The 26385-nt window shown below is 66.9% G+C and carries 21 protein-coding genes and 2 tRNA genes; 21 read left to right on the top strand and 2 right to left on the bottom strand.

Going from position 1 to position 26385, the window contains the following annotated elements; genetic code table 11:
• Nucleotides 1–9: 9 nt before the first annotated feature.
• Genes mrdA through H8S61_RS14110 form a run of 5 tightly spaced genes read left to right on the top strand, consistent with a single transcriptional unit; the run spans nt 10 to nt 7244 of the window.
• Entirely contained in the window at nt 10–2205 is a 2196-nt protein-coding gene (mrdA, locus tag H8S61_RS14130) for a penicillin-binding protein 2 (RefSeq protein ID WP_186939422.1), read from the top strand.
• A 23-nt stretch (nt 2206–2228) separates the two neighbouring features.
• The gene (gene rodA / locus H8S61_RS14125; RefSeq protein WP_160943276.1) at nt 2229–3422 is read left to right on the top strand and encodes a rod shape-determining protein RodA; all 1194 of its coding nucleotides are present in this window, start codon (nt 2229–2231) and stop codon (nt 3420–3422) included.
• A gap of 21 nt (nt 3423–3443) precedes the next feature.
• On the top strand, nt 3444–4580 hold the full coding sequence (locus tag H8S61_RS14120; RefSeq protein ID WP_186939421.1) for a YcjF family protein: 1137 nt from the start codon (nt 3444–3446) through the stop codon (nt 4578–4580).
• A 44-nt stretch (nt 4581–4624) separates the two neighbouring features.
• A complete protein-coding gene (locus tag H8S61_RS14115) occupies nt 4625–6604 on the top strand; it encodes a TIGR03960 family B12-binding radical SAM protein (RefSeq protein WP_255466633.1) in 1980 nt (659 codons plus the stop codon).
• Entirely contained in the window at nt 6597–7244 is a 648-nt protein-coding gene (locus tag H8S61_RS14110) for a TIGR03936 family radical SAM-associated protein (RefSeq protein WP_186939420.1), read from the top strand. Before H8S61_RS14115 ends, H8S61_RS14110 begins: the two co-directional genes overlap by 8 nt.
• A gap of 76 nt (nt 7245–7320) precedes the next feature.
• On the opposite strand, the gene H8S61_RS14105 is transcribed toward H8S61_RS14110, so the two are convergent.
• Both H8S61_RS14105 and H8S61_RS14100 read right to left on the bottom strand, forming a co-directional pair.
• Nucleotides 7321–7397, bottom strand: a tRNA-Asp gene (locus tag H8S61_RS14105).
• A gap of 114 nt (nt 7398–7511) precedes the next feature.
• Nucleotides 7512–7588, bottom strand: a tRNA-Asp gene (locus tag H8S61_RS14100).
• A 448-nt stretch (nt 7589–8036) separates the two neighbouring features.
• Between H8S61_RS14100 and H8S61_RS14095 the strand changes: the two genes are divergently transcribed.
• From H8S61_RS14095 to H8S61_RS14020, 16 genes are all read left to right on the top strand, one after another.
• On the top strand, nt 8037–8528 hold the full coding sequence (locus tag H8S61_RS14095; RefSeq protein WP_186939419.1) for a MarR family winged helix-turn-helix transcriptional regulator: 492 nt from the start codon (nt 8037–8039) through the stop codon (nt 8526–8528).
• A complete protein-coding gene (locus H8S61_RS14090; protein WP_186939418.1) occupies nt 8519–10678 on the top strand; it encodes an ABC transporter ATP-binding protein in 2160 nt (719 codons plus the stop codon). The genes H8S61_RS14095 and H8S61_RS14090 overlap by 10 nt, the downstream gene beginning before the upstream one ends.
• Nucleotides 10675–12552 carry an ABC transporter ATP-binding protein gene (locus tag H8S61_RS14085; protein WP_160943281.1) on the top strand — a complete coding sequence of 626 codons (1878 nt, stop codon included), beginning with the start codon at nt 10675–10677 and terminating at the stop codon, nt 12550–12552. Before H8S61_RS14090 ends, H8S61_RS14085 begins: the two co-directional genes overlap by 4 nt.
• Before the next feature lie 50 nt (nt 12553–12602).
• Nucleotides 12603–13322 (top strand): HAD family hydrolase, encoded by a 720-nt coding sequence (locus H8S61_RS14080; protein ID WP_160943282.1) that lies wholly within the window; start codon nt 12603–12605, stop codon nt 13320–13322.
• Between the two features lie 307 nt (nt 13323–13629).
• A complete protein-coding gene (locus H8S61_RS14075) occupies nt 13630–15183 on the top strand; it encodes a ribonucleotide reductase subunit alpha (protein WP_186939417.1) in 1554 nt (517 codons plus the stop codon).
• Nucleotides 15183–15758, top strand: coding sequence for an RrF2 family transcriptional regulator (locus H8S61_RS14070; RefSeq protein ID WP_186939416.1), 576 nt, complete (start codon nt 15183–15185; stop codon nt 15756–15758). Before H8S61_RS14075 ends, H8S61_RS14070 begins: the two co-directional genes overlap by 1 nt.
• Nucleotides 15749–16624, top strand: a complete 876-nt coding sequence (locus tag H8S61_RS14065; RefSeq protein WP_186939514.1) for an HhH-GPD family protein — start codon at nt 15749–15751, stop codon at nt 16622–16624. Before H8S61_RS14070 ends, H8S61_RS14065 begins: the two co-directional genes overlap by 10 nt.
• 466 nt (nt 16625–17090) lie before the next feature.
• Nucleotides 17091–17972: an NrfD/PsrC family molybdoenzyme membrane anchor subunit gene (nrfD, locus tag H8S61_RS14060; protein WP_186939415.1), complete on the top strand. Its 882-nt coding sequence runs from the start codon at nt 17091–17093 to the stop codon at nt 17970–17972.
• Between the two features lie 48 nt (nt 17973–18020).
• On the top strand, nt 18021–18419 hold the full coding sequence (locus H8S61_RS14055; protein ID WP_366458487.1) for a GntR family transcriptional regulator: 399 nt from the start codon (nt 18021–18023) through the stop codon (nt 18417–18419).
• Between the two features lie 3 nt (nt 18420–18422).
• Nucleotides 18423–19358: a slipin family protein gene (locus H8S61_RS14050; protein ID WP_154334490.1), complete on the top strand. Its 936-nt coding sequence runs from the start codon at nt 18423–18425 to the stop codon at nt 19356–19358.
• Between the two features lie 305 nt (nt 19359–19663).
• Entirely contained in the window at nt 19664–22180 is a 2517-nt protein-coding gene (locus H8S61_RS14045) for a molybdopterin-containing oxidoreductase family protein (RefSeq protein WP_186939414.1), read from the top strand.
• Nucleotides 22180–22806 (top strand): 4Fe-4S dicluster domain-containing protein, encoded by a 627-nt coding sequence (locus H8S61_RS14040; RefSeq protein WP_186939413.1) that lies wholly within the window; start codon nt 22180–22182, stop codon nt 22804–22806. The genes H8S61_RS14045 and H8S61_RS14040 overlap by 1 nt, the downstream gene beginning before the upstream one ends.
• A gap of 17 nt (nt 22807–22823) precedes the next feature.
• Nucleotides 22824–24041 carry an NrfD/PsrC family molybdoenzyme membrane anchor subunit gene (gene nrfD / locus H8S61_RS14035; protein ID WP_186939412.1) on the top strand — a complete coding sequence of 406 codons (1218 nt, stop codon included), beginning with the start codon at nt 22824–22826 and terminating at the stop codon, nt 24039–24041.
• A gap of 78 nt (nt 24042–24119) precedes the next feature.
• The gene (locus tag H8S61_RS14030) at nt 24120–24476 is read left to right on the top strand and encodes a hypothetical protein (protein ID WP_186939411.1); all 357 of its coding nucleotides are present in this window, start codon (nt 24120–24122) and stop codon (nt 24474–24476) included.
• Nucleotides 24477–24956: a DUF4405 domain-containing protein gene (locus H8S61_RS14025; protein WP_186939410.1), complete on the top strand. Its 480-nt coding sequence runs from the start codon at nt 24477–24479 to the stop codon at nt 24954–24956.
• Nucleotides 24943–26250, top strand: coding sequence for a radical SAM protein (locus tag H8S61_RS14020; protein WP_186939409.1), 1308 nt, complete (start codon nt 24943–24945; stop codon nt 26248–26250). The genes H8S61_RS14025 and H8S61_RS14020 overlap by 14 nt, the downstream gene beginning before the upstream one ends.
• Nucleotides 26251–26385: the final 135 nt, after the last annotated feature.

Genomic DNA, 26385 nt, shown 5'->3' with positions numbered 1-26385 from the left:
GCGCTTGCCATGATCGCCGCCATCATCGCCGCCGTCGTCACGCTCGTCGTGGCAATCATCGTCATCGCCGTCGTGTTCGCCCTGCGCAACAACACGAAGTCGTCGAACGTCAGCGTGAAGAAGGACGTCCGCTCCATCAGCTCGGTGGGCGTGAAGTCGAGCCTCGGCAACGCGGGCGGCCACGTCGGCGGGTCGACGCAGGTGCGCACCGGCTCGGCGCAGCGTCCGACGTCCAACCCGGCCGACAACCTCAAATCGCGATTCGTGGCCATGGGCGTGCTGGCCGCCGGCATCTTCGGGACGCTGACGGCGAAGCTGTGGACCATGCAGGTGCTGTCGTCGGACGCGTACCGCAGCAAGGCCGACGACAACCAGTACGCCACCGTGTCCACGCCCGCGCCGCGCGGCTACATCTGCGACGCCAACGGGCTGCCGCTCGTGAAGAACCGCGTGTCGCTCACCGTGCTGGCCGATGCGGAGGCGGCCAGCGACCGCGACGTGGTGCAGCGCCTGTCCGCGGTGCTCGGCGTGCCGTACAACGTGGTGCGCCAGCGCATCCAGGACGCGACGGGCGGCGCCCAGAGCCAGCGCGTCGTGGCGAGCGACGTGCGGCTGCGCGACATCGCCTTCATCACCGAGCATTCCGACGCGTTCCCCGGCATCAAGACGGAGGAGCGCTACGTGCGCGATTACCCCTACGGCGCACTCGCCGCGCACGTGCTGGGGTACACGGGTTCCGTCACCGAGGACGGGCTGAAGTCCGTCGGCGAGGGCCGCGACGTGCAGTTGGGCGACGACATGGGCGCGTCGGGCATCGAGCTGCAGTACGACAGCCTGCTGGCGGGCGAGCACGGCAAGCGCAAAGTGGTGGCCGACGCCGACGGCAACGTGGTGCGCGTGGTGAGCGAGACGCAGCCCACGAAGGGATCCGACGTGTACCTCGCCCTCAAGGGGCCGGTGCAGTACGTAGCCGATCGCGAGCTGGCGGCGCTCATCGCGCCCGAGGACGGGACGATCGGCACGGGCAGCGGCGTGGCGGGCTCGGTGGTGGTCATGGACCTGCGCGACGGCGGCATCGTGGCCATGGCGAACTATCCCCTGTTCGATCCCGCCGAGTTCACGGGCGGCATCTCGGAGGACGTGTACTCCGTGTACAACTCCAACGATGCCCAATGGCCCCTGCTCAACCGCGCAATCTCCGGCAGGTATCCCGCCGCGTCGACGTACAAGACGTTCACGGGCCTCGCGGCGCTGGCGAACGGCTTCGCCGACATGAAGCGCACGTGGGACTGCGGCGGCTCGTGGGACGGTTGGGATACCGGCTCCCCGCAGATGTGCTGGAACCACTCGGGCCACGGCACGCTCGACCTGCGCGGCGGCATCGTGCAGTCGTGCGACGTCGTGTTCTACTGGATCGCGTACGACTTCTATCAGGCGAGTTCCCTCTCCGGCAACCCGTCGCCTACCGTGAGCGATACCGCCCTCCAGGACTACCTCGCGAAGTTCCACTTCGACCAGTACACCGGCATCGACCTGGGCGGCGAAACGGTGGGCGTCATCCCCACGCCCGAGTGGAAGACCGAGCAGTTCCGCAACACCCCCGAGGACGGGGTATGGCAAGGCGGCGACATGACGAACATGATCATCGGCCAGGGCTACGTCCTCGTCACGCCCCTGCAGGTGGCCGTGGCCTACGGCGCCATCGCCACCGGCAAGCTGTTGAAGCCGCACCTGCTCAAGGAGGTGCGCAACGCGAGCGGCGACGTGGCCGCCACCCGCAAGGTGGAGACGGCGGGGGAGCTCGACGTTCCCGAGGCGAACCTGGCGTTCATGCGCGATGCTCTCAACGGCGTGGCCACCGACAACGCCGACGTGTCGAAGCTGCTCAACGAGCAGGGCATCGACCCCGCAACCGTGGCGTGCAAGACGGGTACCGCCGAATACACCGACATGGCCGACACCGCCTGGTTCGCCTGCTACGCGCCGGTGGACGATCCCCGGTATGTGGTAGCCTGCGTGGTCGAGCACGGCGGCGGCGGTTCGTCCGTGGCCGCCCCGCTCGGCGCGAAGGTGCTGGCGGCGGCGCTCGCGAGCGATGCCGCTGCCGAGGAGGATCCGGCCGCCGGCATGGGCGTGATCGCCGGCTCCACCGGCAAGGTGCTTGAAGGCGCGGGCGCCGCGACGTCCGGCGGCCGTACCGACTAGACGAGACGAGGAAAGGAGGCGTTATGCCGCAGCTACCGCAGATCAACTCCGTGAAGGCGCCCGACAAGGTCGTGGCGCAGGCCACGCGCACGCGCCGGTTCCCCTGGCTCAACCTCCCGTTCATCCTCGTGATCGCGTTGCTGGTGTCGTACGGCCTCGTCATCCTGATGTCGGCGATAGCCAACGATCCCGACTACTCGTTCACGAACCAGCTGACGGGCGTCGCCCTCGGCGTCGTGTTCATGGTGCTGGTCTGGCGCTTCGACTACCGCCGGCTCTCGGACTTCACCACGATCTTCCTCGTCGTCAGCATCGTGCTCATCCTCTCGCCGCACATACCGGGGCTGGGAACCGATGCGGGCATGGGCGCGAAGAACTGGATCAAGCTGGGCATACAGGTTCAGCCCGGCGAGTTCGCCAAGATCACCGTCATCCTGCTGGACGCCAGCATCATGGCGCGTTACGGCGGCAGGCTCGACGACCCGCGCGAGTACGCCAAGGCGCTCGGCATGATGCTCGTGCCGTTCGCCTGCATCATGACGCAGCCCGACCTGGGCACGGGCCTCGTGTACCTGTTCATCGGGGCGGTCGCCTTGGTGGTGGGCGGCGCGCGGCCGAAGTACCTGCTGATCACGCTCGGGCTGTTCATCGTGGCCATCGTGGCCGTGTTCCTCATCGACCAGGTCATTTACAACTCAACCGGCGAGTACAAGCTGCTCAAGCAGTACCAGCGCAACCGCCTGCTCGTGTTCCTCGATCCCGACATCGACCCCACGGGAGAGAGCTACAACCTCAAGCAAGCCCAGATCGCCATCGGCTCGGGCGGCCTGTTCGGCAAGGGCCTGTTCCAGGGAACGCAGCATGCTCTGGGCATCCTGCCCGAGCCGGCCACCGATTTCATCTTCTGCGTGCTGGCCGAGGAACTGGGGTTTTTCGGTGTAATGGTGCTGCTGGCGCTGTACACGGCCCTCGTTTTGATATGCTTCCGTATCGCCGGCGCTTCGAGCGACCTGTTCGGCATGGTCATCGTCATGGGCGTCGTCGGCATGTGGTTGTTCCAGATTCTTGAAAACATCGGCATGGATTGCGGGCTCATGCCCATCACGGGCATCCCCCTGCCGTTCGTCAGCTACGGAGCGACGGGAATGGTGATGAACTTCATCATGCTCGGCATGATCGGCTCCGTGTGGACCCATAACATCCAGAAGCAGCGCTAAGCACGAGGAAAAGGGGCGGTTATGCAGCTACCCGTTGACATCAAAGCGGTTATCGACGAAGCCACCAACATCGACGAAGCGCGTCGCACGTCGCTGTCGGTGAGCGTGTACCTCGACGACAGCGCGCCGGGCGACGTGCAGGCGCACGTGCGCCAGGCGTTCGCCAGCGCGTCGCCGCATGCCCGCGTGTCGCTCATGTACCTCGACGGCCGCCCGTTCGCGCCCTTCTCGGGCGACGACATGGCGGTCATCGTGGCGGGCCTGAACGAGCAGGTGGGGGAGTACGCGGCGCAGGTGCGCGCGGCGGGCGTCCCCGTGATGGTGGTCACCACGCTGCCCTCGCTCGTGGCCGACATCGCGAAGGCGCAGGGCGCGCCCATCCCGCACGGCGACCTCATCGCCCCCAAGGCCCCCAAGGTCGAGCCGGCTCCGCTGCCGGCGCCCGACGCCGCCGTGAACGGGGCCGAAGCCGTCCAGGCCGTCGGGGCCGGCTCGCCGAACGAGCCGTACGCGCTCGACGCCGCCGCCGTCGGCTCGCTCAACGAGCGCATGGGCGGCTGGGTCATCGCGGCGTGCAACGACAAGCGCCTCGCGTTCGCGCTGGCGTTCCCCTTCGTGCGCAAGCCCTTGTCGCTCGAGGCCGTGAACTCCACGGCGCTGCAGAACGCGGGCGTGGGCCTGCTCGTCATCATCCCGGGCGCCGACATGCCCGTCATGACGCTCAACCAGGCGAAGATGCTGCTCATGATAGCCGCCTCGTACGGCGAAGAGCTCAACATGGAGCGCGTGAAGGAGCTTGCGGCCCTCGTGGGCGGCGCGTTCGCGTGCCGCGCGGTGGCGCGCCAGCTCGTGACGTTCGTGCCCGCGCTCGGCTGGGCCGTGAAGGCCGCCATCGGCTACACCGGCACCGTCGCCATGGGGCGCGCGGCCATCGAGTACTACGAGGACGGCCCCACGCTGGGCAAGCTCACCGACGCGGTCGCCGGCGCGCGCGACAAGGTGGTGCAGGCCGCCGCGAAGCGCGCGGCGCAGACGGCGCAGGCCACCGGCGCGAAGGCCGTGGGAGCCGTGCGCGACCGCGCCGGACGCGCGGCCCAGGCGGCCGGCGGCGTGCGCGATGCCGCCCTCAACCGCTTCGCCGCCGGCAAAGCGCGCTGAGCCCCTCGTACCATCAGGCAAACCGAAGAAGGGAAACGAATCCGATGACGGATCTCTGGCCGCGCCTCGAGCCGCTGCTCGCCGCCGCAGAGCGCCCTGCGCGCTACCTCAACCACGAGTTCGGCTGCGTCTACAAGCCCGAGGCGGACTTCCGCTTCTGCATGGTGTACCCCGACACCTACGAGCTGGGGCAGGCGAACCAGGCGCTGCGCATCCTCGTGAACGTGGTGAACGCGGCCGAGCACATGGCGGCCGAGCGCGCGTTCCTCCCCGCGCCCGCGATGTGCGACACGCTGCGCGCCGAGGGCATCCCGCTGTTCAGCATCGAGAGCTGCGCGCCGCTTGCCGAGTTCGACGCCGTGGGCATCACGCTGCCGCACGAGCTGGCCGCCACGAACGTGCTGGAGACGCTCGATTTGGCGGGCATCCCGCTGCACGCCTCCGAGCGCGCCGAGGACGACCCGCTTGTGGTGGGCGGCGGCCCGTGCGCCTACAACCCCGAGCCCTACGCGCCGTTCTTCGACGCGTTCAACATCGGCGAGGGCGAGGAGGCCCTGCCGCGCGGCCTGTCCGTCATCCGCCGGCTGCGCGCCGAGGGTGCCGCGCGCGCCGACATCCTGCGCGCGCTGTCTGCGGAGCCGGGCTGGTACGTGCCGTCGCTGTACCGCTGGCGCGCCGAGGAGGAGGCCCAGGAAGCGGGCTCGTGGATCGAGCCGGTTGAGGAGGGGCTGCCCCTGCGCATCGAGAAGAGCCTGTTCGAGGGGTTCGCGGAGAGTCCCGGCTGGGAGCCGTGCATCGTGCCGTTCACCGAGGTGGTGCACGACCGCCTGAACGTCGAGATCCTGCGCGGGTGCGCCCGCGGCTGCCGCTTCTGCCAGGCGGGCATGATGTACCGCCCCGTACGCGAGCGCTCGGCCGACAACGTGGTGGAGTCGGTGGTGCAGGGGCTGGCCGAGACGGGCTACGACGAGGTGAGCCTCACGTCGCTGTCGTCCACCGACCACTCGCAGATCGCCGAGATACTCACGCGCATCAACCGCGCCTGCGACGGCAAGGGCGTGCGCATATCGGTGCCCTCGCAGCGCCTCGACTCGTTCGGCGTGGACATGGCCGAGCTCGTGGCGGGCCGCAAGAAGGGCGGCCTCACGTTCGCGCCCGAGGCGGGCACGCAACGCCTGCGCGACGTCATCAACAAGAACGTGACCGAGGGCGACCTGTTCGGCGCGCTCGACGCCGCGTTCGCGGCCGGCTGGCGGCGCTGCAAGCTGTACTTCATGATCGGGCTGCCCACCGAGACCGACGACGACATCAAGGGCATCGCGAGCCTCGCGCAGCGCGCCTACGATCGCATGAAGGCGGCCACGCCGCCCGAGCAGCGCGGGGGCCTCGCGCTCAGCATCTCGTGCGCGCTGTTCGTGCCGAAGGCCCAGACGCCGTTCCAGTGGGACGGGCAGATACCGCCCGAGGAGGCGCTGCGCCGCGTGCAGCTTTTACGCAACTCCGTGAAGTACCGCGCCGTGGACGTGCACTGGCACGACCCGGCCACGAGCTTCGTCGAGGCCGTGATGAGCCGCGCCGGCCGCGAAGGGGCCGCGTGGGTCGAGGCCGCCTGGCGCCGCGGCGCGCGGTTCGACGCGTGGACCGAGTGCTTCAGCGAGTCGGCTTGGCGCGAAGCCGCCGACGAGCTGGGGCTCGACCCGGCCGCCATCGCCCAGACCGCCTATCCCACGACCCGCGTCATGCCGTGGGAGCATATATCCACCGGCGTGTCGGCGCGCTGGCTCGCGCGCGAGCGCCGCTTGGCCGACGAGGGCCGCACGACGCCCGACTGCACGTTCGAGAAGTGCTCGGCATGCGGCGCGTGCCCGACGCTCGGGGTGGACAACGAGCTGGCCCAGCCCCGCGTGGCCTCGGGGTCGAACGCCATCGAGCCCCCCTGTCATCCTGAGCGGAGCGCCGTAGACGCGGAGTCGAAGGATCCCGCCGTGAATCCCGCAGACTCCCAGGAGGTTTCCCATGCCTGATCCGAACCTGTTCCGCCTGCGCGTGACGTTCTGCAAGCAGGGCCGCCTGGCGCTGCTGTCTCACCTCGAGGTGGCGCGCGCCCTCGAGCGCGCGGTGCGCCGCGCCGGCCTGCCGTTCGCGGTGAGCCAGGGCTTCTCGCCCCACATGAAGATCGCGTTCGGCGCGGCGCTGCCCGTCGGCGTGGGCGGCACGCACGAGCTGTTCGACCTGCAGATGACGCGCTACGTGCCGGCCGACGAGGCGCTCCGGGCGCTGCAGGACGCCAGCGTACCCGATCTCATGGTGAAGGCCTGCGACTACATCGAGCCGCACGCGCCGGCCGCCTCGGCCGCGTACCCCATCGCCACCTACCGCGCGCTGCTGTCGCGCCCTCCCGCGAGCTTCCCGGTGCCCGACGAGGTCCGGGTGGTGCGCAAGAAGAAGGAGAAGGTGCTGCGCGTGGGCGAGTTCCTCGTGGGGGAGCCGGAGGTGTCCGGGGCCGTGGTCACCTTCTCGCTGGAATCGAAGCTGACGGGCTCGCTGCGCCCCGACGTGCTGCTGCGCGCGTGCTGCGACGCCGCCAACGCGGCCGCGCCCGAAGACGCGGCGCCGCTGCACGTGCTGTCGGTCATGCGCACGGAGCAGCGCGCGGCCCGCTGAGGGGAGGGCCGCGCATCCCGCGCGCATCGCGAGCAACAAAAAAGCCCGCCGATCGGCGGGCTTTCTGCATTCAGAATGGCGGGATGTACGAGACTCGAACTCGCGACCTCCGACGTGACAGGCCGGCGCTCTAACCAACTGAGCTAACACCCCGTGCTTTGCAGCGAAGGTTATTCTACCGGAAGAATCTTCGCGGTGCAATCATTATTATGACGAATTTCGCCGATACGAAAAGAACCCGCCGAAGCGGGTTCTTAGCATTCAGAATGGCGGGATGTACGAGACTCGAACTCGCGACCTCCGACGTGACAGGCCGGCGCTCTAACCAACTGAGCTAACACCCCGTGCTTTGCAGCGCGGAATATATTACCGGTAGTCAGCGCTCGACGCAAGCCCCCAATTTGAAAAAGTTCGGAAGGGCGCGCCCGTTTTCCCCGCGATCGGTTCATCGCGCGCTCGTGACGAGCTCGCCGTGCGGAAAAATCGGGTTTTTGGCAATCGGGAGCATCGCGTCATCTTGTGGGAAAACGCGCGACCTGGGGTTTCTTCGGTCGCTTCCGGCCTGCGACGATCTTTGGCGACCGGAAAGCGGGGGAGAGATTGCCAAAACCCCGATTTTTCCGCACATAGGCAAGGCGAAACCGTTATCCGCCCTCCGACGCGAGTGCGGCTCCTTCGGCCCTGCGTGCAGGTTCTGTGATGAAGGAAACATTTCGGTGTGAAATTTCACCGTAGTGATAAAGTTTAGCGACTAAATTGTATACGGCAGGAATCGAGAGCAAGGAAGGTGCGATGACAGACTCGTTCATTGAGACGAAACGCGAGCTGTACGAGCTCATGCAGCGCACGAGGCACGACCGTTTCATGCCGCCACCGCCCGAGGGCATGACCCCGTCGGAGGCGCGCACCGTGATGGCCGTCGGCAGTCTCGGGCGCACATGCGAGGATATCAGGCCGGGCCGCGTCGCCGAGATGACGCACACGACGCCCAGCGCGCTGTCCCAAACGTTCAAGACGCTCGAGGAGAAGGGCCTCATCGAGCGCCATCGCTCGAGTGGCGATTACCGCGCCGTGTCGGTGAGCCTCACCGAGAAAGGCGAGCGGCTTGCCGCCGAGGGCAAGCGTCTGCGCGACGAGCACATGGACGCGGTCATGAAGTACGTGGGCGTCGAGGACATGCGGCACCTCGTCCGCATCATGCGCAAAATGGTCGAGTTCCACGACCAGGACCCCGAAGATGCATGCAAGAGCCATGCCGAAGGAGATGACGCTCCGTGCGCATAATCCGCTACCTGAAGAACTGCAAGATCGCGGTGGTTCTCATACTGTGCCTGCTCGTCGTGCAGGCGTTCACCGACCTGGCGCTGCCGAACTACACGTCCGACATCGTCGACGTGGGCATTCAGCAGTCGGGCGTGGAGCATGCCTCCACCGACGAGATGACGGCGAAGACCCACGACGAGATCGCCATGATGCTGCCCGCCGACGACGAGCAGACGTTCCGCGACGCCTACACCGAGACGGACGACGGCACGTACAAGCTGAACGATCAGGGCAAGAAGGAGCAGGAGGAGCTCGACCGCATGGTGGCCATGCCGCTCGTGGCCATCCACTACTCCAGCCAGATCCCCGATCTCGACCTCGACCAGGTGATGCAGGCCTACCAGGCCGGCGCCATCGACAAGCAGAAGATCCTCGACATGCTCGACGAGGCCAAGCAGCACATGGGCGACATGGGCGATTCCATCGTCGACCAGCAGGCCATCGAGGCGGCGAAGGCCGAGTACGAGTCGCTCGGCTACAACCTGTCCGACCTGCAGATGGGCTACCTCCTGCGCGTCGGCTTCATGATGCTCGGCCTGGCCGCGCTCGGCATGGTGGCCGCGGTCCTCGTGGGCTTCATCGCCTCGCGCACGGCCGCGAAGGTGGGCGCCACGCTGCGCGCCAAGCTGTTCCGCCAGGTGGTGTCGTTCTCCGACGCCGAGGTGCAGAGCTTCTCGGCCGCCTCGCTCATCACGCGCGGCACGAACGACATCCAGCAGATACAGATGGTCACCGTCATGCTGCTGCGCATGGTGCTGTACGCGCCCATCCTCGCCATCGGCGGCATCATCATGGTGTCGCGCACGAACCTGTCCATGAGCTGGATCATCGTGGTCGCCGTGGTGATCATCTTCATCCTGATCATGGTGCTCATGAAGGTGGCCATGCCCAAGTTCAAGATGATGCAGAAGCTCATCGACAGGGTGAACCTCGTGTCGCGCGAGATACTCACGGGCCTGCCCGTCATCCGCGCGTTCGACCGCCAGCCCTACGAGGAGAAGCGCTTCGACGCGGCCAGCACCGACCTCATGAAGACGCAGCTGTTCACGAACCGCGTCATGACGTTCATGATGCCGCTCATGATGCTCGTCATGAACGGCGTGAGCGTGCTCATCGTGTGGGTGGGCGGCTCCTACATCGACAACGGCACCATCCAGACCGGCGACATGATCGCGTTCATCACGTACTCCATGGTCATCATCATGGGCTTCCTCATGATCGGCATGATCTCCATCATGCTGCCGCGCGCCGACGTGGCCGCGCAGCGCGTGAACGAGGTGCTCGACACCAAGCCCACCATCTGCGACCCCGCCGAAGACGCCGCGCGCGACGCGGAGCTCCCCTCCGCAGGCGGCGCGACCATCGCGTTCAACGACGTGAGCTTCAAGTACGGCGATTCGAAGGAGTGCGTGCTGGAGGACCTGAACTTCACGTGCGAGCCGGGCATGACCACGGCGCTGATCGGGTCGACCGGTTCGGGCAAGTCCACCGTCATCAAGCTCATCGAGCGCTTCTACGACGTGACGTGCGGCTCCGTCACCATCGACGGCGTGGACGTCCGCGACGTGAGCCAGGAGGCGCTGCGCGCGCAGCTGGGCTACGTCCCGCAGAAGGCGTTTTTGTTCTCCGGCACCATCGAGTCGAACATCGCCTACTCCGACGAGGACATGCCCGCCGACCGCGTGCAGGCGGCGGCCGAGATCGCCCAGGCGTCCGAGTTCATCTCCTCGAAGGAGGAGGGCATGGAGTCCGCCGTGTCGCAGGGCGGCACGAACGTGTCCGGCGGCCAGCGCCAGCGCCTCGCCATCGCCCGCGCGCTCGCGACCGAGGCGCGCGCGTACCTGTTCGACGACAGCTTCTCGGCGCTCGACTACAAGACCGACGCCGCCCTGCGGCAGGACCTCCATACGCGCTTGTCCGACAAGACCGTGGTCATCGTGGCGCAGCGCATCTCCACCATCCTGCATGCCGACAAGATCGTCGTGCTCGACGAGGGCCGGATCGTCGGCCAGGGCACGCACGAGGAGCTCATGCAAACGTGCGAGGAATACCGGGAGATCGCGATGTCCCAGCTGTCGGCCGAGGAATTGAACGGAGGTGATGCGGCATGAGCGCGCAGAAGCAACCTGCGGCGGAGCGTTCTCCGCGGCGCGGTCCCATGGGGGGCCATGGCCCGGGCGGCGGCATGATGCCCGGCGAGAAGGCCAAGGACTTCAAGGGCACGCTCATGAAGCTCTTGAGCTTCATGGGGCGCTTCAAGGTGTCCATCGTGATCGTGCTCGTGTTCGCCATCGGATCGACCGTGTTCACCACCGTCGGCCCCAAGGTGCTCTCGACGGCCACGACCGAGCTGTTCAACGGCATCGTGGCCAAGATCGGCGGCACGGGCGGCATAAACTTCGACCTCATCGCGCAGATCCTGCTGTTCACCATGGGGCTGTACCTGCTCTCCGCCGCCTGCTCGTTCGTGCAGGGCTGGATCATGAGCTCCATCTCCCAGCGCACGTGCTACGAGCTGCGCAAAAGCATCGCGGAGAAGATCGACCGCATGCCCATGGGCTACTTCGAGCGCACCTCCACGGGCGACGTGCTCTCGCGCATCACCAACGACGTGGACACGCTCGGCCAGAGCCTCAACCAGGGCATCACGCAGCTCATCACGTCCACGGTGACCATCATCGGCGTGCTCATCATGATGCTGTCCATCAACCCCGTCATGACGCTCATCACGGTGGTGATCCTGCCCCTCTCGCTCGTGCTCATCATGGTGGTGGTGAAGCACTCGCAGAAGTACTTCTTCGCCCAGCAGAAGACGCTCGGCGAGATCAACGGCCTCGTGGAGGAGACGTTCTCGGGGCATGCCATCGTGAAGGCGTTCAACCGCGAAGACGGAACGGTGGACAACTTCAACGCGACGAACGCCCGCCTGTACGGCTCGGCGTGGAAGTCGCAGTTCATCAGCGGCCTCATGCAGCCCATCATGAACTTCGTGGGCAACCTGGGCTACGTCGTGGTGGCCATCACGGGCAGCTTCATGGCCGTGCAGGGCATCATCACGGTCGGCGACATCCAGGCGTTCATCCAGTACGTGAAGAACTTCACGCAGCCCATCACGCAGCTCACCCAGGTGTCCAACGTGCTGCAGCAGATGGCCGCCGCGGCCGAGCGCATCTTCGAGTTCCTCGGCGAGCCCGAGGAGGAAGAGGATCACGTGTCCGCACGGTCCTCCGAGGTGGAATGCAACGTCCAGTTCGAGCACGTGCACTTCGGCTACGATCCCGAGAAGCCTGTCATCAGGGATTTCTCGGCCAGCGTGACCGAGGGCCAAACCGTGGCGCTCGTCGGCCCCACGGGCGCCGGCAAGACCACCATGGTGAAGCTGCTCATGCGCTTCTACGACGTGCAGTCGGGCTCCATCAAGATAGGCGGCCACGACATCCGCACGTTCGCGCGCGACGACTTGCGCAGCATGTTCGGCATGGTGCTGCAGGACACGTGGCTGTTCCACGGCACGATCCGCGACAACATCCGCTACGGCAAGCTCGACGCCACCGACGAGGAGGTGGAGGCGGCGGCGAAGGCGGCCTACGTCTACCACTTCATCCAGACGCTGCCGCAGGGCTTCGACACCGAGATCAACGAGGACGCCAGCAACATCAGCCAAGGCCAGCGCCAGCTGCTCACCATCGCGCGCGCCATCCTGGCCGACCGCCGCATGCTCATCCTCGACGAGGCCACGAGCTCGGTGGACACGCGCACCGAGGAGCGCATCCAGAAGGCCATGGACAACCTCATGGCCGGCCGGACGTCGTTCGTCATCGCGCATCGCCTGTCCACCATCAAGAACGCGGACCTCATCCTCGTCATCCGCGACGGCGACATCGTGGAGCAGGGAACGCACGAGGAACTGCTCGAACTTGGCGGTTTCTACGCGGAGTTGTATAATTCTCAATTCACCGAGACGATTGACGAGGTGGAGGACTAGCGCACACGGCGCGTTCCCCTTCCTCGCTCAGGGAATGGGAACAACGACGTATGCCCCGACCGGGAACTGAGAGCGCATCCGCGCATCCGCAAGGCGCGCCTGAGGGCAAGGCGCGCCTTGCCGTGTTCGACTTCGACGGCACGAGCATCGCGGGCAACTCGCCCGTGCTGCTGGTCAGCCACCTGCTTCGGCACAAGATGCTGTCGAAGCGGGTCGTCTTCCGCATCCTTTTGTGGGCGGCGGCCTACAAGCTGCGCCTGCCGCAGAACGAGGCGGCCGTGCGCGGCCTCGTGTTCACGGCGTTCGAGGGCAAGCCCGCCGCCGAGGTGGACGCCTTCCTGGCCGAGTTCTACGACGAGCGCATCGCGCCGCTGTTCCGGCCCGAGGCGGACGCGGCCATGCGCGCCCACGCCGAGGCGGGGGACGTGGTGGTGGTCATCTCGGCCACCTTCGAGCCCATCATCCTGCGCGCCATGGAGCACCATCCCTTCGAGAACCAGATATCCACCCGCATGTGCGTGGCGACGGACGGCACCTACACCCGCGCGGTGGAGGGCCTGCCGGTGGAAGGGGAGGAGAAGCTGGCCGCCGTGCGCCGGTTCGGGGACGGCCGTTTCGGCCCCGGGAACTGGGAGCTCGCCTACGCCTACGGCGACCACCACTCCGACCGCACCGTGCTGGCCGCCGCCGAGCACCCCTACGCCGTGTCCCCCGACCGCCCCTTGGCGCGCACGGCGCGCGAGAAGGGCTGGGACGTGCTGGACTGGTAGAGCCCCTTGCGCCGGCAGGCGGTGTGCGCCGAGGGGGGGGTGGCGCGCTGCGTGTGGCGAGCGGGTTGGCGCACGCAGCGTGTGCGGCGAGCGGGTCGCGTGCGCTTGTCGCCCGCCGAGGGAGTCGGCGCGCTCGTCGCCCGCCGGCCGGCCGGCCCGCACCCGCACCCGCACCCTTCGACTTCCTTACGTTTTGGGGTTTTTGCGGTGCGGCCTATGCGTCGGCCCCCAACTTCGGTAAAATGTGACCTGAACATATGCATTTCGACCGCTGATAAGCGGATTCTTTGAAAAGGAGGTTGGGTCCATGTTTGAGAACGATGCGAACAGCTCGCCCAGCCAGAACGACGAGCACAGCAATTCCTCGACCGAGTACCTGCGGCTCGCATCCCAGGCGTGCGCCTCGGGCGACGCGGTCCTCGGCATGCACCTCTACTTGGCGGCGTTCGAACGCGCCCAGCACGGCGGCGGCGCGGCGCCCGACGAGGCGGCCCTCGAGGGCCTCAAGCAGGCGTGGCAGCTGGCCTGCAAGCTCAAGGAACGCTCCATCGCCGAATACGCGTTCGAGCGCCTCGAGCCCTACCTGTCCTCGGACGAGGCCGCGGCCTGCGCCGAGCAGCTGCAGAGCCTCGCCCTCGACAAGCTGGAGGAGTACGGCCTCACGCGCGAGGATCTCGAAGACATGACCGACATGATCTCCCAGGACTTCCTGGGCTTGGACGCCGCGCGCCTCATGCGGGTGGAGCACGTCACCGAGCCGTCCTCGGCGCCCGCCGCCGAGCCGGCGGCCCGGGTCGCCGAGAGCGCCCCTGCGGAGGAGAACGCGGCCGACGAGCAGGAGGCCCCCTCGATCGCCGAGGTGGAGAAGTCGCTCGCCGAGGCCATCCGGTCGTGCGGGGACGACCCCGACGCGCATGCGGTGGTGTCGTCGATCGAGAGCATCTCGTACCGCGAGCTCGTGGGCTACGACGAAACCGTGAAGCTCATGCGCGACTTCGGCGTGGGCATGCAGCACGACGACCGCTTCCAGGAGCTCGTCGAGCTGCTGAACGCGCGCCACGGCCTCGACCGCATGCCGGCGTCCGACGCGCTGCTGTTCCGCTCGCCGGCGCGCGAGGACGCGAACCGCTTCATGACCGCCACGCTCGGCGAGCTGGGTCTGCCGGCCATCCGCATGCGCATGGAGGAGAACCTCCAGGGCATGCCGGTGCTGTGCGTCATGGCGCAGGCCGACCGCCAGCCGAAGCTCAACGCGGCGCGCAACGCCTTCGAGGGCGCGGGCGTGCTCATGCTGGAGGACCTCGATCTGTGGATGTCCCCCATGGTGGAGTCGGCCGGCGACGACCTGGGCGGCTTCCTCATGGCCAGCCTGTCGCGCGGCGCGCGCGAGGCCATCAGCCTCATCCGCTCGGCCGTGGAGAACCCCGACGTGTTCGTGCTGGCGTCGTCGTCCGAGGCGGGGGAGATCGACCCGTTCTTCTACGATCTCCTGGAGCCGCTGTCGGTGATCGACATCGATTTCCCCACGGTGTCCGAGCGCGACGACATCTGGATGGAGATCGCTCGCGAGCATCCGTCGCTGCGCGGCATCGACCGCGCGTCGCTCGTGCGCTTCTCGTCGCAGATGCCGCGCTACGACATGTACATGGCCGCCCGCGAGGCCATCGAGGAAGCCTACAAGGCCAGCCTCGTCGCGCGCCGCTACCTGCCGGTGACGGCGGACAACCTGTACGACAAGCTGGCGGCCTACCAGCCGCTCGACTCCGAGGAGTACCGCGCGCTCGAAGAGGCGGTCGTGAGCGACTTCAGGCGCGAGTTGGAACATCTGGAAGACCTGCTCACCGGGGAAGAGGGAAACTGATGGACGTCACGCGCCGTTGCGATTATGCCTGCAGGATACTGAGGGCCGCCTACAGAAGCGGCGAGTCCTACGTGTCGGTGTCCGACATCGCCGAGCAGGAGGACATCCCGTACGCCTTCGCGCGCAGCATCCAGCACGACCTCGTGAAGGGCGGGCTCATCAAGACGGTGCGCGGCGCCCGCGGCGGCCTCGCGCTCAATTGCGACCCGGCCTCCGTGACGCTGCTCGAAGTGCTCGAAGCGGTGCAGGGCCCGGTGAGCATCTCGCTGTGCGTGATGGATCCGGAGTACTGCGACAAGCAGAAGGATTGCGCCTACAACAAGCTGTGGCAGGGCGCCGACCAGCTGCTGAACGCCTACTTCGGCGCCGTCACCCTGCAGGATCTCATCGAGCAGGGGGCGTCGCACCCGGTGGTGGAGGCGGCCATGACGAAGGCGAAGAACATCGAGGTCGTCCCGACGGCCGCCCGCTGCGCCGCCAAGTGCGCAGCGCCGACGCCGCGCATCGTCGCGGACGCGCCCGGCGCGGCGAGCGGCGTCGATGCCGATGCAGACGTGTGCGAGTCGTGCGCGTAGCGGGCACCGCTCCGGAGGCATGGCCGTCCGACGCGCTCGGTCGCGACGCGTTCGTGGAGCTCGTGCGGCGCGAGGGCGCGCGGCTTCACCGCGATCTGCCGTGGCGCTACATCGAGGACCCCTACGCCGTGCTGGTCAGCGAGGTCATGCTGCAGCAGACCCAGGTGGCGCGCGTCGAGAAGCACTGGACGCGCTTCCTCTCGCTGTTTCCCACGATCGACTCCCTGGCGGCGGCCGGCACGGCCGACGTGCTGGCGCAGTGGCAGGGCCTGGGGTACAACCGCCGGGCCCTCGCGCTCAAGCGGGCGGCCGAGACGTGCTCCGCCGAGCGGGGAGGGCGGCTGCCCGCCACCGCCGAGGAGCTCGAGACGCTTCCCGGCATCGGGCCCGCCACGGCGGCGGGCGTCATGGCGTTCGCCTACAACCGGCCGTCGGTGTACATCGAGACGAACGTGCGCACGGTGTTCCTCCACGAGCTGTTCCCCGACCGCGACAAGGTGCCCGACCGCGAGCTGGCGCCGCTCGTGGCGTCCACCTGCCCCGACGACGACGCGCGGGCGTGGTACTACGCGCTGCTCGACTACGGCGCGCACCTCAAGACGCTCGTCGCGAACCCCTCGCGTCGCAGCGCCCACTACGCCCGCCAGTCGGCTTTCGAGGGCTCGCGCCGCCAGAAGCGCGCCGAGCTCGTGCGCACGGTTCTGGCCGAGCCGGGCATCGGTGCCGATGAGCTGGCCGAGCGCCTCGACGCGTTCGAGCGCGCCGCCGGGCGCGACGGCGTGGACGCCGCCACGTTCGACTCCATCGTGTCCGACCTTGTGGCCGAAGGCTTCTTCCGCCGCGAAGGCGACGTGTTCTTCGCGTAAGGATCGTATGCGACGTGTGCAGAATCGTCGCACCGGTGGAGCCGATCTCGGATCGGCGATCGCGCGCCTCCGCTCACGGCTCTTTCCCGCGACCGAGGGCAGAACCCGCTTCTCGCAGCCATGTCCTTGAGTTATGCACCCTCGTGGCAATGAATTCGCTCGAAAATTGCCATGTCCCCGAGTTATGCACCCTCGAACCGGGATCAACAATGGCACGCTTACCAAGCACGCGCTATCTACCAGGCGTTTCTTCGATAGCTTTTGTTCGAACGTGCTCAGTGGCGGCGAAAAGGACTGCCGCGAGGGTGCATAACTCAGGAACCGGTTGGCACGGTGCGTCTCGCTGTCGAGAGCGAGGCCGGCCCCTCCTCCTTCTCAAAGATTGAACTAATATCCTATGATATACTGACGAAAGGGTGCTCGCCGCGGTTCGGCGGGCGCGTGGAGGTGCGGCAGGGGGAGTACCGTGGTATTCGGCTGGTACATCGTAGCGTACCTGTTCCTGGCGGGAGCGGGCGCCGGCGCGTTCTGCGCGGCGGCCTGCGCGTGCGCGTGGGACGCCGTGCGCCGAAGCGACGCGAGCGAGCGGTTGGCGCGCACCTGCCAGGCGGGCTTCTACGCGGCGCCTTGCCTCGTGGTGCTCGCGGCGCTGTTCCTGCTGCTCGACCTCGGAAACGCCCAGCGCGCGTGGCTCGTGCTCGCGACGCCTTTGCAGTCGGTGATGTCGGTGGGCGCGTGGCTCGTGGCGCTGCTCGTGGCGGTGTCGGGCGCGGTGGCGGTGCGCGGCTTGACGGCCAGCGAGGTTCCGCGGTCGCTGCTGGGGGCGTGCTGCGCCGTCGGGGTGCCGTGCGCGCTCGGGGTGATGGGCTACACGGGGCTGCTGCTGTCGGACCTGGTGTCGATCGACTTCTGGCACACGCCGTGGCTCATCGCGCTGTTCGTCGCATCGTCGCTGTCGTGCGGCATCGCGGCCATCGTGGCGCTCGATGCGGCCCTCGCGCCGCCGTCGTACGTGGTGTCGCGAGGCCTGTGGCGGGCGGGCGCGGTGCTCGGCTGCGTCGAGGCGGCGGTGCTCGCGGTGTTCCTCGTGGTGCAGAGCGGGTTCACGGACACGGCGCGCGCGTCGTGCGAGCTGCTGCTGAGCGGCGCGCTCGCCCCGGCGTTCTGGGGCGGCGTGTGCGCGGTCGGCCTCGCCTTGCCGCTTGCCGCGCATGCGGCGGGGAGCCTGCTGCCGGAGCGCGCGGCCATGCTGGGGTCGTCGCTCGGCGTGCTGGTCGGTGGACTTCTTCTGAGGTATTGCATCGTGGCCGCAGCGTTCTTCACGCCGCTCGCGCTCGGTGCGATATGATGAGTCGGCAGGACAGGTATGAGTTGGACGACATGATTGCAGGATAGCGTGACGACTGAAAGCAAAACCATACAGATCACCATCGACGACGACAGCGGCATCCCCATCTGGCTGCAGCTGCGCAACCGCTTGATCTACCTGATCACCTCGGGGTACTACGCGTGCGGCGACAAGCTTCCCACCGTGCGCGAGATGGCCGTCGACCTGGGGATCAACTACAACACGGTGAGCAAGGTGTACCAGGACATCGAGCGGGACGGCTACATCGTGTCGAAGCGGGGCCGGGGGACCTTCGTGCACGACAAGTACCGAAGCGCCAGCGAGACGGCGGACAACGCCGTGGACTCGCTGGTGGACGTGTTCATCCAGCAGTGCCGCGAACTCGGCGTGCCGCGCGCGGATATCGTCGAGCTCGTGGAGAAGCGGCTCGAAGCGTTGGAAGGGTAGGGTATGAAGTTCAGCCTGAGAAGCGATAGGACCAAGACGTCGAAATCCAAGGACGACGAGCGCCGCTCGGTGGCGTCCACCGAGCTGGAGCCGAACGAGGCGACGCGCGCGGGGGTGTACCTGTTCTCGCTCGTCGTGTTCGCGGTCGGCTTCGGCATCGTGTTCGCGGCGACGCTGCCGTGGCTGTCGGTGGGCACGGTGGTCGCCGCAGTGGCGGCGGGCCTGCTGTGCGCCGGCTGCATCCGCGTCGCGCCGCAGTGGGAGCGGGTTGCGGTGCTGCGCCTCGGCCGTTTCAACCGCGTGGCGGGGCCGGGGCTCTACGTGCTCGTCCCGTTCGTGGAATACACGGCCATCCACATCGACCATCGCGTGATGACCTCGTCGTTCTCGGCCGAGGCGGCGCTGACGGCCGACCTCGTGCCGGTTGACGTGGACGCCATCCTCTTCTGGATGGTGTGGGACGCCGAGAAGGCGTGCCTCGAGGTGGAGAACTACCCGAAGGCGGTGCTGTGGTCGGCGCAGACGGCCATGCGCGACGCCATCGGCCAGCTGAACCTGGCCGACCTGTCGCTGCGCCGCAAGCAGATCGACCGCGAGCTGCAGGAGATCATGGGCGCGAAGTGCGAGCAGTGGGGGATCACGGTCATGAGCGTGGAGATCCGCGACATCATGGTGCCGCGCGAGCTGCAGGATGCGCTGTCGAAGGAGGCCCAGGCCGAGCGCGAGCGCAACGCGCGCGTCATCCTGGCCGAGGTGGAGAAGGACATCTCCGAGATGTTCGTCGAGGCTGCCGAGGTGTACGACCGCAACCCCAAGGCCATGCAGCTGCGCGCGATGAACCTGGCCTACGAGGGCGCGAAGGATGGCAAGGGCGTGCTGCTCGCGCCCAGCAGCCTCGCGGACGGCTTCGACGTGAGCAAGCTGTTCAAAGGGGAATGAGGCAGCGGGACGGGGGCGAGGCCTCCTTCCTGCCGTGTACCGCACGAGGGCGCTCGCTTGTCGAGCGCCCTCGCCGTATCAGCTGCGGGCGCTCGCACCTGTATTATCCCTCAGATAGAACAATCGGCTTAATTGCATTGAACTAGTACAATATGATAACATGACAACTCGAAGGATCTGGCCGATTCTGCGTAGGGAAGTGCAAGGATGTTCACCGTGCGTTCGCGCCAAAGGCGGCGGTTGCGCAGCCGAAGTCCACGGGGGAAGCAAGCGCGAACATCCTGACTGATCTTTGAGGAGGAGAGATGTCAGAAACGACGAGCCCGCGCGCCGGGCTCACCCGCAGAAGTTTTCTGAAAACCACCGGAGCCGTAGCAGGCGCCGCCGCCCTGACGGGCGCCGCCGCGCCCACTTTGACGGCCCTGGCAGCAACGACCGACACCGCCCCCGCAGCAGAAGAGCAGGTGTTCTACAGCAACTGCGGCGGCAACTGCGGCGGGCCGTTCTGCCGTATGAAGGGCATCGTGCGCGAGGGAAAGCTCGTGCAGGTTCGGCCTGCGGACGTCGATCCCGACCACCCGACGTTCAAGACGGGGTGCGTCAAGGGGCAGACGGGGCCGCAGAGGCTGTACGGTCCGAAGCGCAACCTGTACCCTCTGAAGCGCGTGGGCGAGCGCGGCGCGGGCGAGTGGGAGCGCATATCCTGGGACGAGGCCATCGCCACGATCGCCGAGAAGATGAAGAACGCCCAAGAGCAGTACGGCGATTCGTCGATCGCGTTCTGGCACAGCTACGTGGGCGGCGGCAGCGTGCTGAACTACGCCACTTCGAGCTGCCTGCCCGGCGGCGTCCGCATGGGAACGTCCGTCTCGCTGGAGCGGTTCGTGCAGAAAACGGGCGCAACCGTCATGGCGCCGGCTGCCGACAAGACGCTGCAGTGGGCGATAGCGTCCATCCCCGGCTTGGCGAAGTTCGCGCCGCAAAGCGATCTGCCTAAGGCGAAAACCATTCTGATCTGGGGAGCCAATCCCACCGGAGCATCGCGCACCCACCAGCACTTCCTTCGCAAGGCGAAGGAGAGCGGCTCGAAGATCGTCACCATCGACCCTCTCGTGCGGCTCAACGCCATCCAGTCCGACGTGTACCTGCCGGTGCGGCCGGCGACGGACGGCTTCCTGGCGCTCGCCATGTGCAATTGGGTCATCGACAACGATCTGGTCGATTGGGAGTTTCTCCGCAACGATTCCGTCGCGCCGATCCTGCGCAAGGAGGACGGGACCTATCTGCGCCTGTCCGATCTGGGCATGGAGCTTGAGGAGGGCCCGGTCGATCCCGAAACGGGCGAGCCGACGACCGTCGATGCGGAAGTGGTGTACGACGAGAAGAACGCTGCGTTCGGGTCGATCAACAAGGTGGAGTCGCCTGCGGTGCTCGGCTCGTACGAGGCGAACGGCTTCAAGGTTCGCACGGTGCTCGATTACGTGATCGAGCATATCAAGGAGTACACGGTGGAGAAGGCCGCCGAGGTGTGCGACGTCCCCGCCTGGAAGATCGAAGAGGTGGCGCGCCTGTATGCGACGGAGAAGCCTGCGGCCATCGACATGTACGAAGGGCTCGACCACCGGCACAATTCGCGCCACAACTACAAGGACATCATGCTCTTGGCCTGCCTGACCGGCAATTACGACAAGCCGGGCTCGTTCGTCCTGTGCAACCACCTCGCCGAAGGCGAGGAGAGCGGCGACCCGGTGGGGGGAACCACCGACACGAGCAAGCTCATCCAGGTCGAGGGTGCCAAGAAATCCCTTCATATGACGGGCATGTACCTGCACGAGGTGATGGAGAAGGGCAAGCTGGGCTCGACCGAGCTTCCGCTGCGGGTCGTGTACTGCTTCCAGGGCAACCCGCTCGCTTCGGACTGCGGCCCGGACGAACTCAAGGCGGCCATCGACAAGCTCGACCTGTTCGTGGTGGCCGATCCTCACCTGTCCGACACGGCCCGTTACGCCGACATCGTTCTGCCTATCGCTATGACCTGGGAAAAAGAAGATGCTGCGGGCGGCTACGCGATGTACGAGAAGGCGGTGGAGCCGGCGGGCGAATGCAAGACCGACATGGACGTGTTCCGCATGCTCGCTGACAAGATGGGTTTTCCGGACCTGTACGACAAAACCGACGAGGAGTACCTGCGCGAGGCGCTCGACACGCCGTTCAACAAGGCGAACGGGTTCACGTACGACGATTATAAGGAGAAGGGCTTCATCGTCAAGTTCACCGATCAGATGGAGGCGGCCGATTCGTCCGCCGCTGCGGCGACGCCGAAGGTGCGCAACGCGTTCTACATCGAGAACCCGATGTCGGTCGATATGAACGAGCCCGACATCGATCGGGAGATCGAGAGCCGTCCGTACTGGGAAAAGTCGCTCGAAGTGGTGGAGAACGGCGACAAGTACCCGCTGCACGCCTTCAGCATCCACGAGATATACCACGCGCAGTCGATTCTCATGGAAATCCCCTGGATCGACGAGCTGCGCCCCGAGCCCCGCATCGAGATTCACGAGGAGGCGGCCGCTGCGCGCGGCATCAAGCAGGGCGATACGATCAAGGCCTACAACGATCGCGGGTTCGTGGTGTGCAAGGCCGTCGTCACCAAGGGCATTCGGCCCGATTGCATCCTGCTTCCCCATGGGTGGCAGACCGACGACTTCATCGCGGGGCACCTGACCGATTTGACGCGCATCGACATGGACGGCCTTTCGGGCAACGGGTGCTACAACGAGATTCTGTGCGAGGTTGAGCTGTACGATGGGGGTGCTGAATAATGACGCGGTATGGTTTCGTCATCGACACGACGCGCTGCGTCGGATGCAACTTCTGCTCGATGGCATGCAAGGTGGAGAACAACCTCCCCGACAACATCTGGTGGAGCCGTGCGTACACCGACGGCGGCGAAGTGGAGCAGACGCCGGCGGGCGAGTGGCCCGACCATCTTTCGATGTCGCTCATGACGGTCGCCTGCCAGCACTGCGACGACCCGGCGTGCGCGAAGGTGTGCCCGGTCGGGGCGACGTACAAGGACGCCGACACGGGCATCGTGCGTCAGGACCTCGACAAGTGCATCGGTTGCCGCATGTGCATGGCGGCGTGCCCGTACGCGGGCGTGCGCACGTTCAACTGGGAGGAGCCCAAGCATTTCCTGGACTTCCCGGTGGGCAACGTGGACGCACCGAAGCACCAGAAGGGCGTCGTCGAGAAGTGCACGATGTGCTGGCACCGCATCGCGAAGGGCGAGCGGCCCGCTTGCGCCGACGTGTGCCGCGTGATGGCGCGGTACTGGGGCGACTTCGACGACCCCGATTCCGACGTGTCCAAGCTCATCCAGGAGCGACCGTTCAAGCAGCTGCTGCCTGAAAAAGGCACGGGTCCCTGCGTGTACTACCTCGTCTAGGCAGAAAGGATAACAACATGTCTGAGAATGATAGGGCGACGAAGGTCGCCAAGGTTCCTGCTGCCAAATTCGGCGGGAAGGGGCTGACGATCGGGATCGCGGTTGCAGCGGCGGTGACGGTGCTCGGCCTCGTGATGTGGGGCATGCAGCTGACCGGCGGCTTCATGGACACCGACATGCGCGACTTCAACCCGTGGGGGCTCAGCATCGCCCTGTTCATGTTCTTCGTCGGTCTCTCGGTGGGCAGCATGGTGGTCGCCACGGCTCCGAGGGCCCTGGGGTTCCAGGGTTTCCAGGGCGTCGCGAAGGTGGCGACGTGGACGTCCATCTGCTGCACGGTGCTGGCCATCGGATTCGTGGTGGTCGACCTCGGCCAGCCGCTGCGCCTGTGGGAGCTGTTCGCCTACTCGAACCTCGGCTCGCCGCTGATGTGGGACATCATCGTGCTGGCCGCGTACCTCGTCCTGTCCATCGTGTACCTGTGGGCCCTCGTCCGCGCCGACAAGGACGAGGTGGGCGCCAAGTCGCTGCGCATCGTGTCGATGATCGTGCTGGTGTGGGCGCTCGTGGTGTGCGCCGTCGACGGGTGGATATTCGGCCTCATGCCCGGTCGCGAGATGTGGAACACGGCGCTGCTGGCACCGTGGTTCATCTCCTCCGCGCTTGCGAGCGGTACCGCGTTGGTCCTCGTGGCGGTCATCGCGCTGCGTAAGGCCGGATACGTGACGCTCGAGCAGAAGAGCCTGGTGAGCTTGGTGAAGCTGCTGGGCACGTTCGTCTGCGTCGATCTGTTCTTCTTCGCCTGCGACCTGCTGACCGAGGGCTTTTCCTCCGCTTCGGGCATCGTGTCCATGCTGACCGTCGGGCAGCTCGCCCCGTTCTTCTGGACGGAGATCGTCGGCTCGGTCGTGGCGGCGCTCGTGTGCTTCGTGCCGAAGCTGCGCACCAGCCCCCTCATCGTGGTTTCCGGCGTGCTGGTTGTAATCGGCATCTTCTGCAAGCGCATGCAGCTGGTGATCGGCGGCTTCCAGATCCCCGAGCACGACCTGGCGACGTTCATCACGGATTTCACCGTGACCGGGCCGTGGAGCCAGGGTCTTGCCGGGGCGTACGCGAACATCATCTATGCGCCGACGCTCCCCGAGATCGGGTTGGCGCTGGGCGTGATCGCCCTCGGCGTGCTCATGGTGCTCGTGGGATTGAAGGCGTTGCCGCTGAGGTCGGTCGACGAGTAGGCTCGCGTTGGCCCTGCGGGCATCGGCCGACTGCCGGCCGATGCCCGCGCGAACGCGTTTGAGGAGGAAGAGGGCGCGATGAGGAAGATTTGCATGATGGCGCTTGCGTTCCTGCTCGTCGGGGGCGCCGTGTTCCTCGCGGGCTCGATGGCCGACGCTTCCGTGGGGCTGCCGCGCGCCGTGACGAGCGACGCCCCCTGCCCGGCCACGTCGTGCGCGTCGGGGTTGTGCCACGGCTTCGACGACGTGCCCGATCCCGACGGCGTGCACGAGATGGCCTGCCCGGAGGCGTCGTGCGCGAGCGTGGAGTGCCACGCGTGGGCCACGCTGACGACGCGCTACTACCGGCCTTCCGACGCGAGCATGAACCTGTGGCTCGTGTTGCCGGTCGGGTTGGTCGTCGGGCTCGTGCTGCTGGTGAAGAGGGTGAAGTAGATGGATCGGAAGAACCTCGCCGTCGACGTGCTGGCGCTCGTGGCGTACGCGGCGGCCGCCAACCCCGCGCTGACGGGGATCGGCTTGCACGAGTGGATCGGCCTGGGGGCGCTCGCCGTGTTTTTCGTGCACTGCGCTTTGCATGCCGCATGGGTGTCCGATACGCTGTCGGCAGCGCATCGCCGCATCGCGTCGGCGCGCACGGCGAACCTCGCGCTCGACGTGCTGACGCTCGTCGCGCTCATGACGGTGATCGTCTCGGGGTTGATGGTGTCCGGCTCCGTGCTGCTGTTTTTCGGGCTGTACGCCGATGGCTACTACTTTTGGGATCCGCTGCATGCGATGTCCGCGAAGGTGCTGCTCGCGCTGCTGATCGTGCACGTGGTCGCGCATGGGGGATGGCTGCGCCGGCTTTTCCGCAAGGGGAGGGCCGGCGGGTCCGAACGTCGACGTAAGGGGGATGCTCATGGTGAACGATAGGCTCGCGCTGGCCGTACGTCCTACGCTGAGCGCTTGGATCGGGGAGTACGACGAGATCGAGCGCGAGTATCGCGACTCGCTCGCGGCGCAGGGCGTCGATTTCGCGCCGTCTCGCCGCGGCGAGGCTGAGATCGAGGCGGCGAAGGATCGCCTGCGCGCGAAGGGCGCCTGCTTTCGCAACGGAGGTGCGAGCATCGCGACGGGGCCGTTGTCGTCGGCGTGCCGCGCGTGCTCGAACGACCTGGGAAGCAAGACGTTCGTCCTTTCGATGCGCTGCAATCGCGATTGCTATTTCTGCTTCAACGCGAACCAGGATGACGAGCCCGGGCGACCGTCGCCGGGCGAGGCGTGGCGCGACGAGTGGAGCGAGTTCGCCGCATCCTGCGAGCGCGTCACCCACGTGGGCCTTTCGGGCGGGGAGCCGCTGCTGCACAAGAGGGAGTCCGTCGAGTTCGTCCGCACGGTGCGCGATGCGTGCCCCGACGCGCACGTTCGCCTGTACACGGCCGGCGACTTCCTCGACGAGCCGATCCTGGAAGAACTGCGGGATGCCGGGCTTCGCGAGCTGCGCATGAGCATCAAGCTCGACGTGCTGGACGCCGACGCGTCGGACGGCATCGTCGAGGCCGCCGTGGGAAAGCTCGCGCTCGCTCAGCGCTTCGTCCCCGACGTGCTGGTCGAGATGCCGGCGATCCCCGGCACGGGGGAGGCGATGCGCCGGCTGCTCGACCGGTTGGACGGTATCGGGGCGTTCGGCGTCAACCTGCTGGAGTTCGGCTTTCCGATGAGCGACTGGTCGGCGTTCCGGGAGCGGGGGTTCGAGGTGCGGAACCCTCCGTTCGCCATCCCGTACGACTACAGCTATCCGGGAGGGTTGCCGATCGACGGGAGCGAGCTGCTCTGCCTCGAGCTGCTGGAGTACGCGATCGACCGCGGGCTGTCGATCGGGGTGCATTACTGCTCGCTCGAGAACAAGAACCGCGGGCAGGTGTATCGCCAGAACGCGGCCGTGCGCCCCGATCCCGCGCTCTACGAGCTCGACGCCGACGACTTCTTCTACAAGGCTGCCAAGGTGTTCGACGGCGACGTGCCGCTTGCGCGCCGAAGGCTCGCCGCGCTCGGCGTGCCGTTCGCGCTCGACGAGCAGGACGGCAGCCTGCTGTTCCATCCGGGCCGCCTGGCGGCGCTCGAGGACGAGCCCGTGCTGCCCGCCCTGTCGTACAACGTGGGAGAGCGCAGCGAGAACGGCTGTGCGCTCCGCGAGCTCAAGCTCGAGATTGCGAAACGAGGATAAACCATGGACGATGAGATCTGGCAGGTGCGCGCCGCCGCCTGGGAGCTCGCGGCGCTGAGCTTCCGCTACCCGGGCGAGGAGCTCGAGGGCGCCGTCGCCTCCGGCGAGTGGGCCGAGGCGGCCGAGGAGGTCGCC

Source organism: Eggerthella hominis, from assembly GCF_014287365.1.
Taxonomy (GTDB): domain Bacteria; phylum Actinomycetota; class Coriobacteriia; order Coriobacteriales; family Eggerthellaceae; genus Eggerthella; species Eggerthella guodeyinii.
Note: the sequence above shows the minus strand (reverse complement) of the source record. Positions and strands in the feature narration are given on the sequence as shown.

Bases quoted from the DNA above. Each gene is read 5' to 3' on its own strand.
- H8S61_RS14085 (WP_160943281.1), top strand. From the start codon at position 10,675: ATGAGCGCGCAGAAGCAACCTGCGGCGGAGCGTTCTCCGCGGCGCGGT.
- H8S61_RS14030 (WP_186939411.1), top strand. From the start codon at position 24,120: ATGAGGAAGATTTGCATGATGGCGCTTGCGTTCCTGCTCGTCGGGGGC.
- H8S61_RS14080 (WP_160943282.1), top strand. From the start codon at position 12,603: ATGCCCCGACCGGGAACTGAGAGCGCATCCGCGCATCCGCAAGGCGCG.
- H8S61_RS14095 (WP_186939419.1), top strand. From the start codon at position 8,037: ATGACAGACTCGTTCATTGAGACGAAACGCGAGCTGTACGAGCTCATG.
- H8S61_RS14070 (WP_186939416.1), top strand. From the start codon at position 15,183: ATGGACGTCACGCGCCGTTGCGATTATGCCTGCAGGATACTGAGGGCC.
- mrdA (WP_186939422.1), top strand. From the start codon at position 10: ATGATCGCCGCCATCATCGCCGCCGTCGTCACGCTCGTCGTGGCAATC.
- H8S61_RS14075 (WP_186939417.1), top strand. From the start codon at position 13,630: ATGTTTGAGAACGATGCGAACAGCTCGCCCAGCCAGAACGACGAGCAC.
- H8S61_RS14115 (WP_255466633.1), top strand. From the start codon at position 4,625: ATGACGGATCTCTGGCCGCGCCTCGAGCCGCTGCTCGCCGCCGCAGAG.
- H8S61_RS14040 (WP_186939413.1), top strand. From the start codon at position 22,180: ATGACGCGGTATGGTTTCGTCATCGACACGACGCGCTGCGTCGGATGC.
- nrfD (WP_186939412.1), top strand. From the start codon at position 22,824: ATGTCTGAGAATGATAGGGCGACGAAGGTCGCCAAGGTTCCTGCTGCC.
- H8S61_RS14110 (WP_186939420.1), top strand. From the start codon at position 6,597: ATGCCTGATCCGAACCTGTTCCGCCTGCGCGTGACGTTCTGCAAGCAG.
- rodA (WP_160943276.1), top strand. From the start codon at position 2,229: ATGCCGCAGCTACCGCAGATCAACTCCGTGAAGGCGCCCGACAAGGTC.
- H8S61_RS14025 (WP_186939410.1), top strand. From the start codon at position 24,477: ATGGATCGGAAGAACCTCGCCGTCGACGTGCTGGCGCTCGTGGCGTAC.
- H8S61_RS14050 (WP_154334490.1), top strand. From the start codon at position 18,423: ATGAAGTTCAGCCTGAGAAGCGATAGGACCAAGACGTCGAAATCCAAG.
- H8S61_RS14120 (WP_186939421.1), top strand. From the start codon at position 3,444: ATGCAGCTACCCGTTGACATCAAAGCGGTTATCGACGAAGCCACCAAC.
- H8S61_RS14045 (WP_186939414.1), top strand. From the start codon at position 19,664: ATGTCAGAAACGACGAGCCCGCGCGCCGGGCTCACCCGCAGAAGTTTT.
- H8S61_RS14020 (WP_186939409.1), top strand. From the start codon at position 24,943: ATGGTGAACGATAGGCTCGCGCTGGCCGTACGTCCTACGCTGAGCGCT.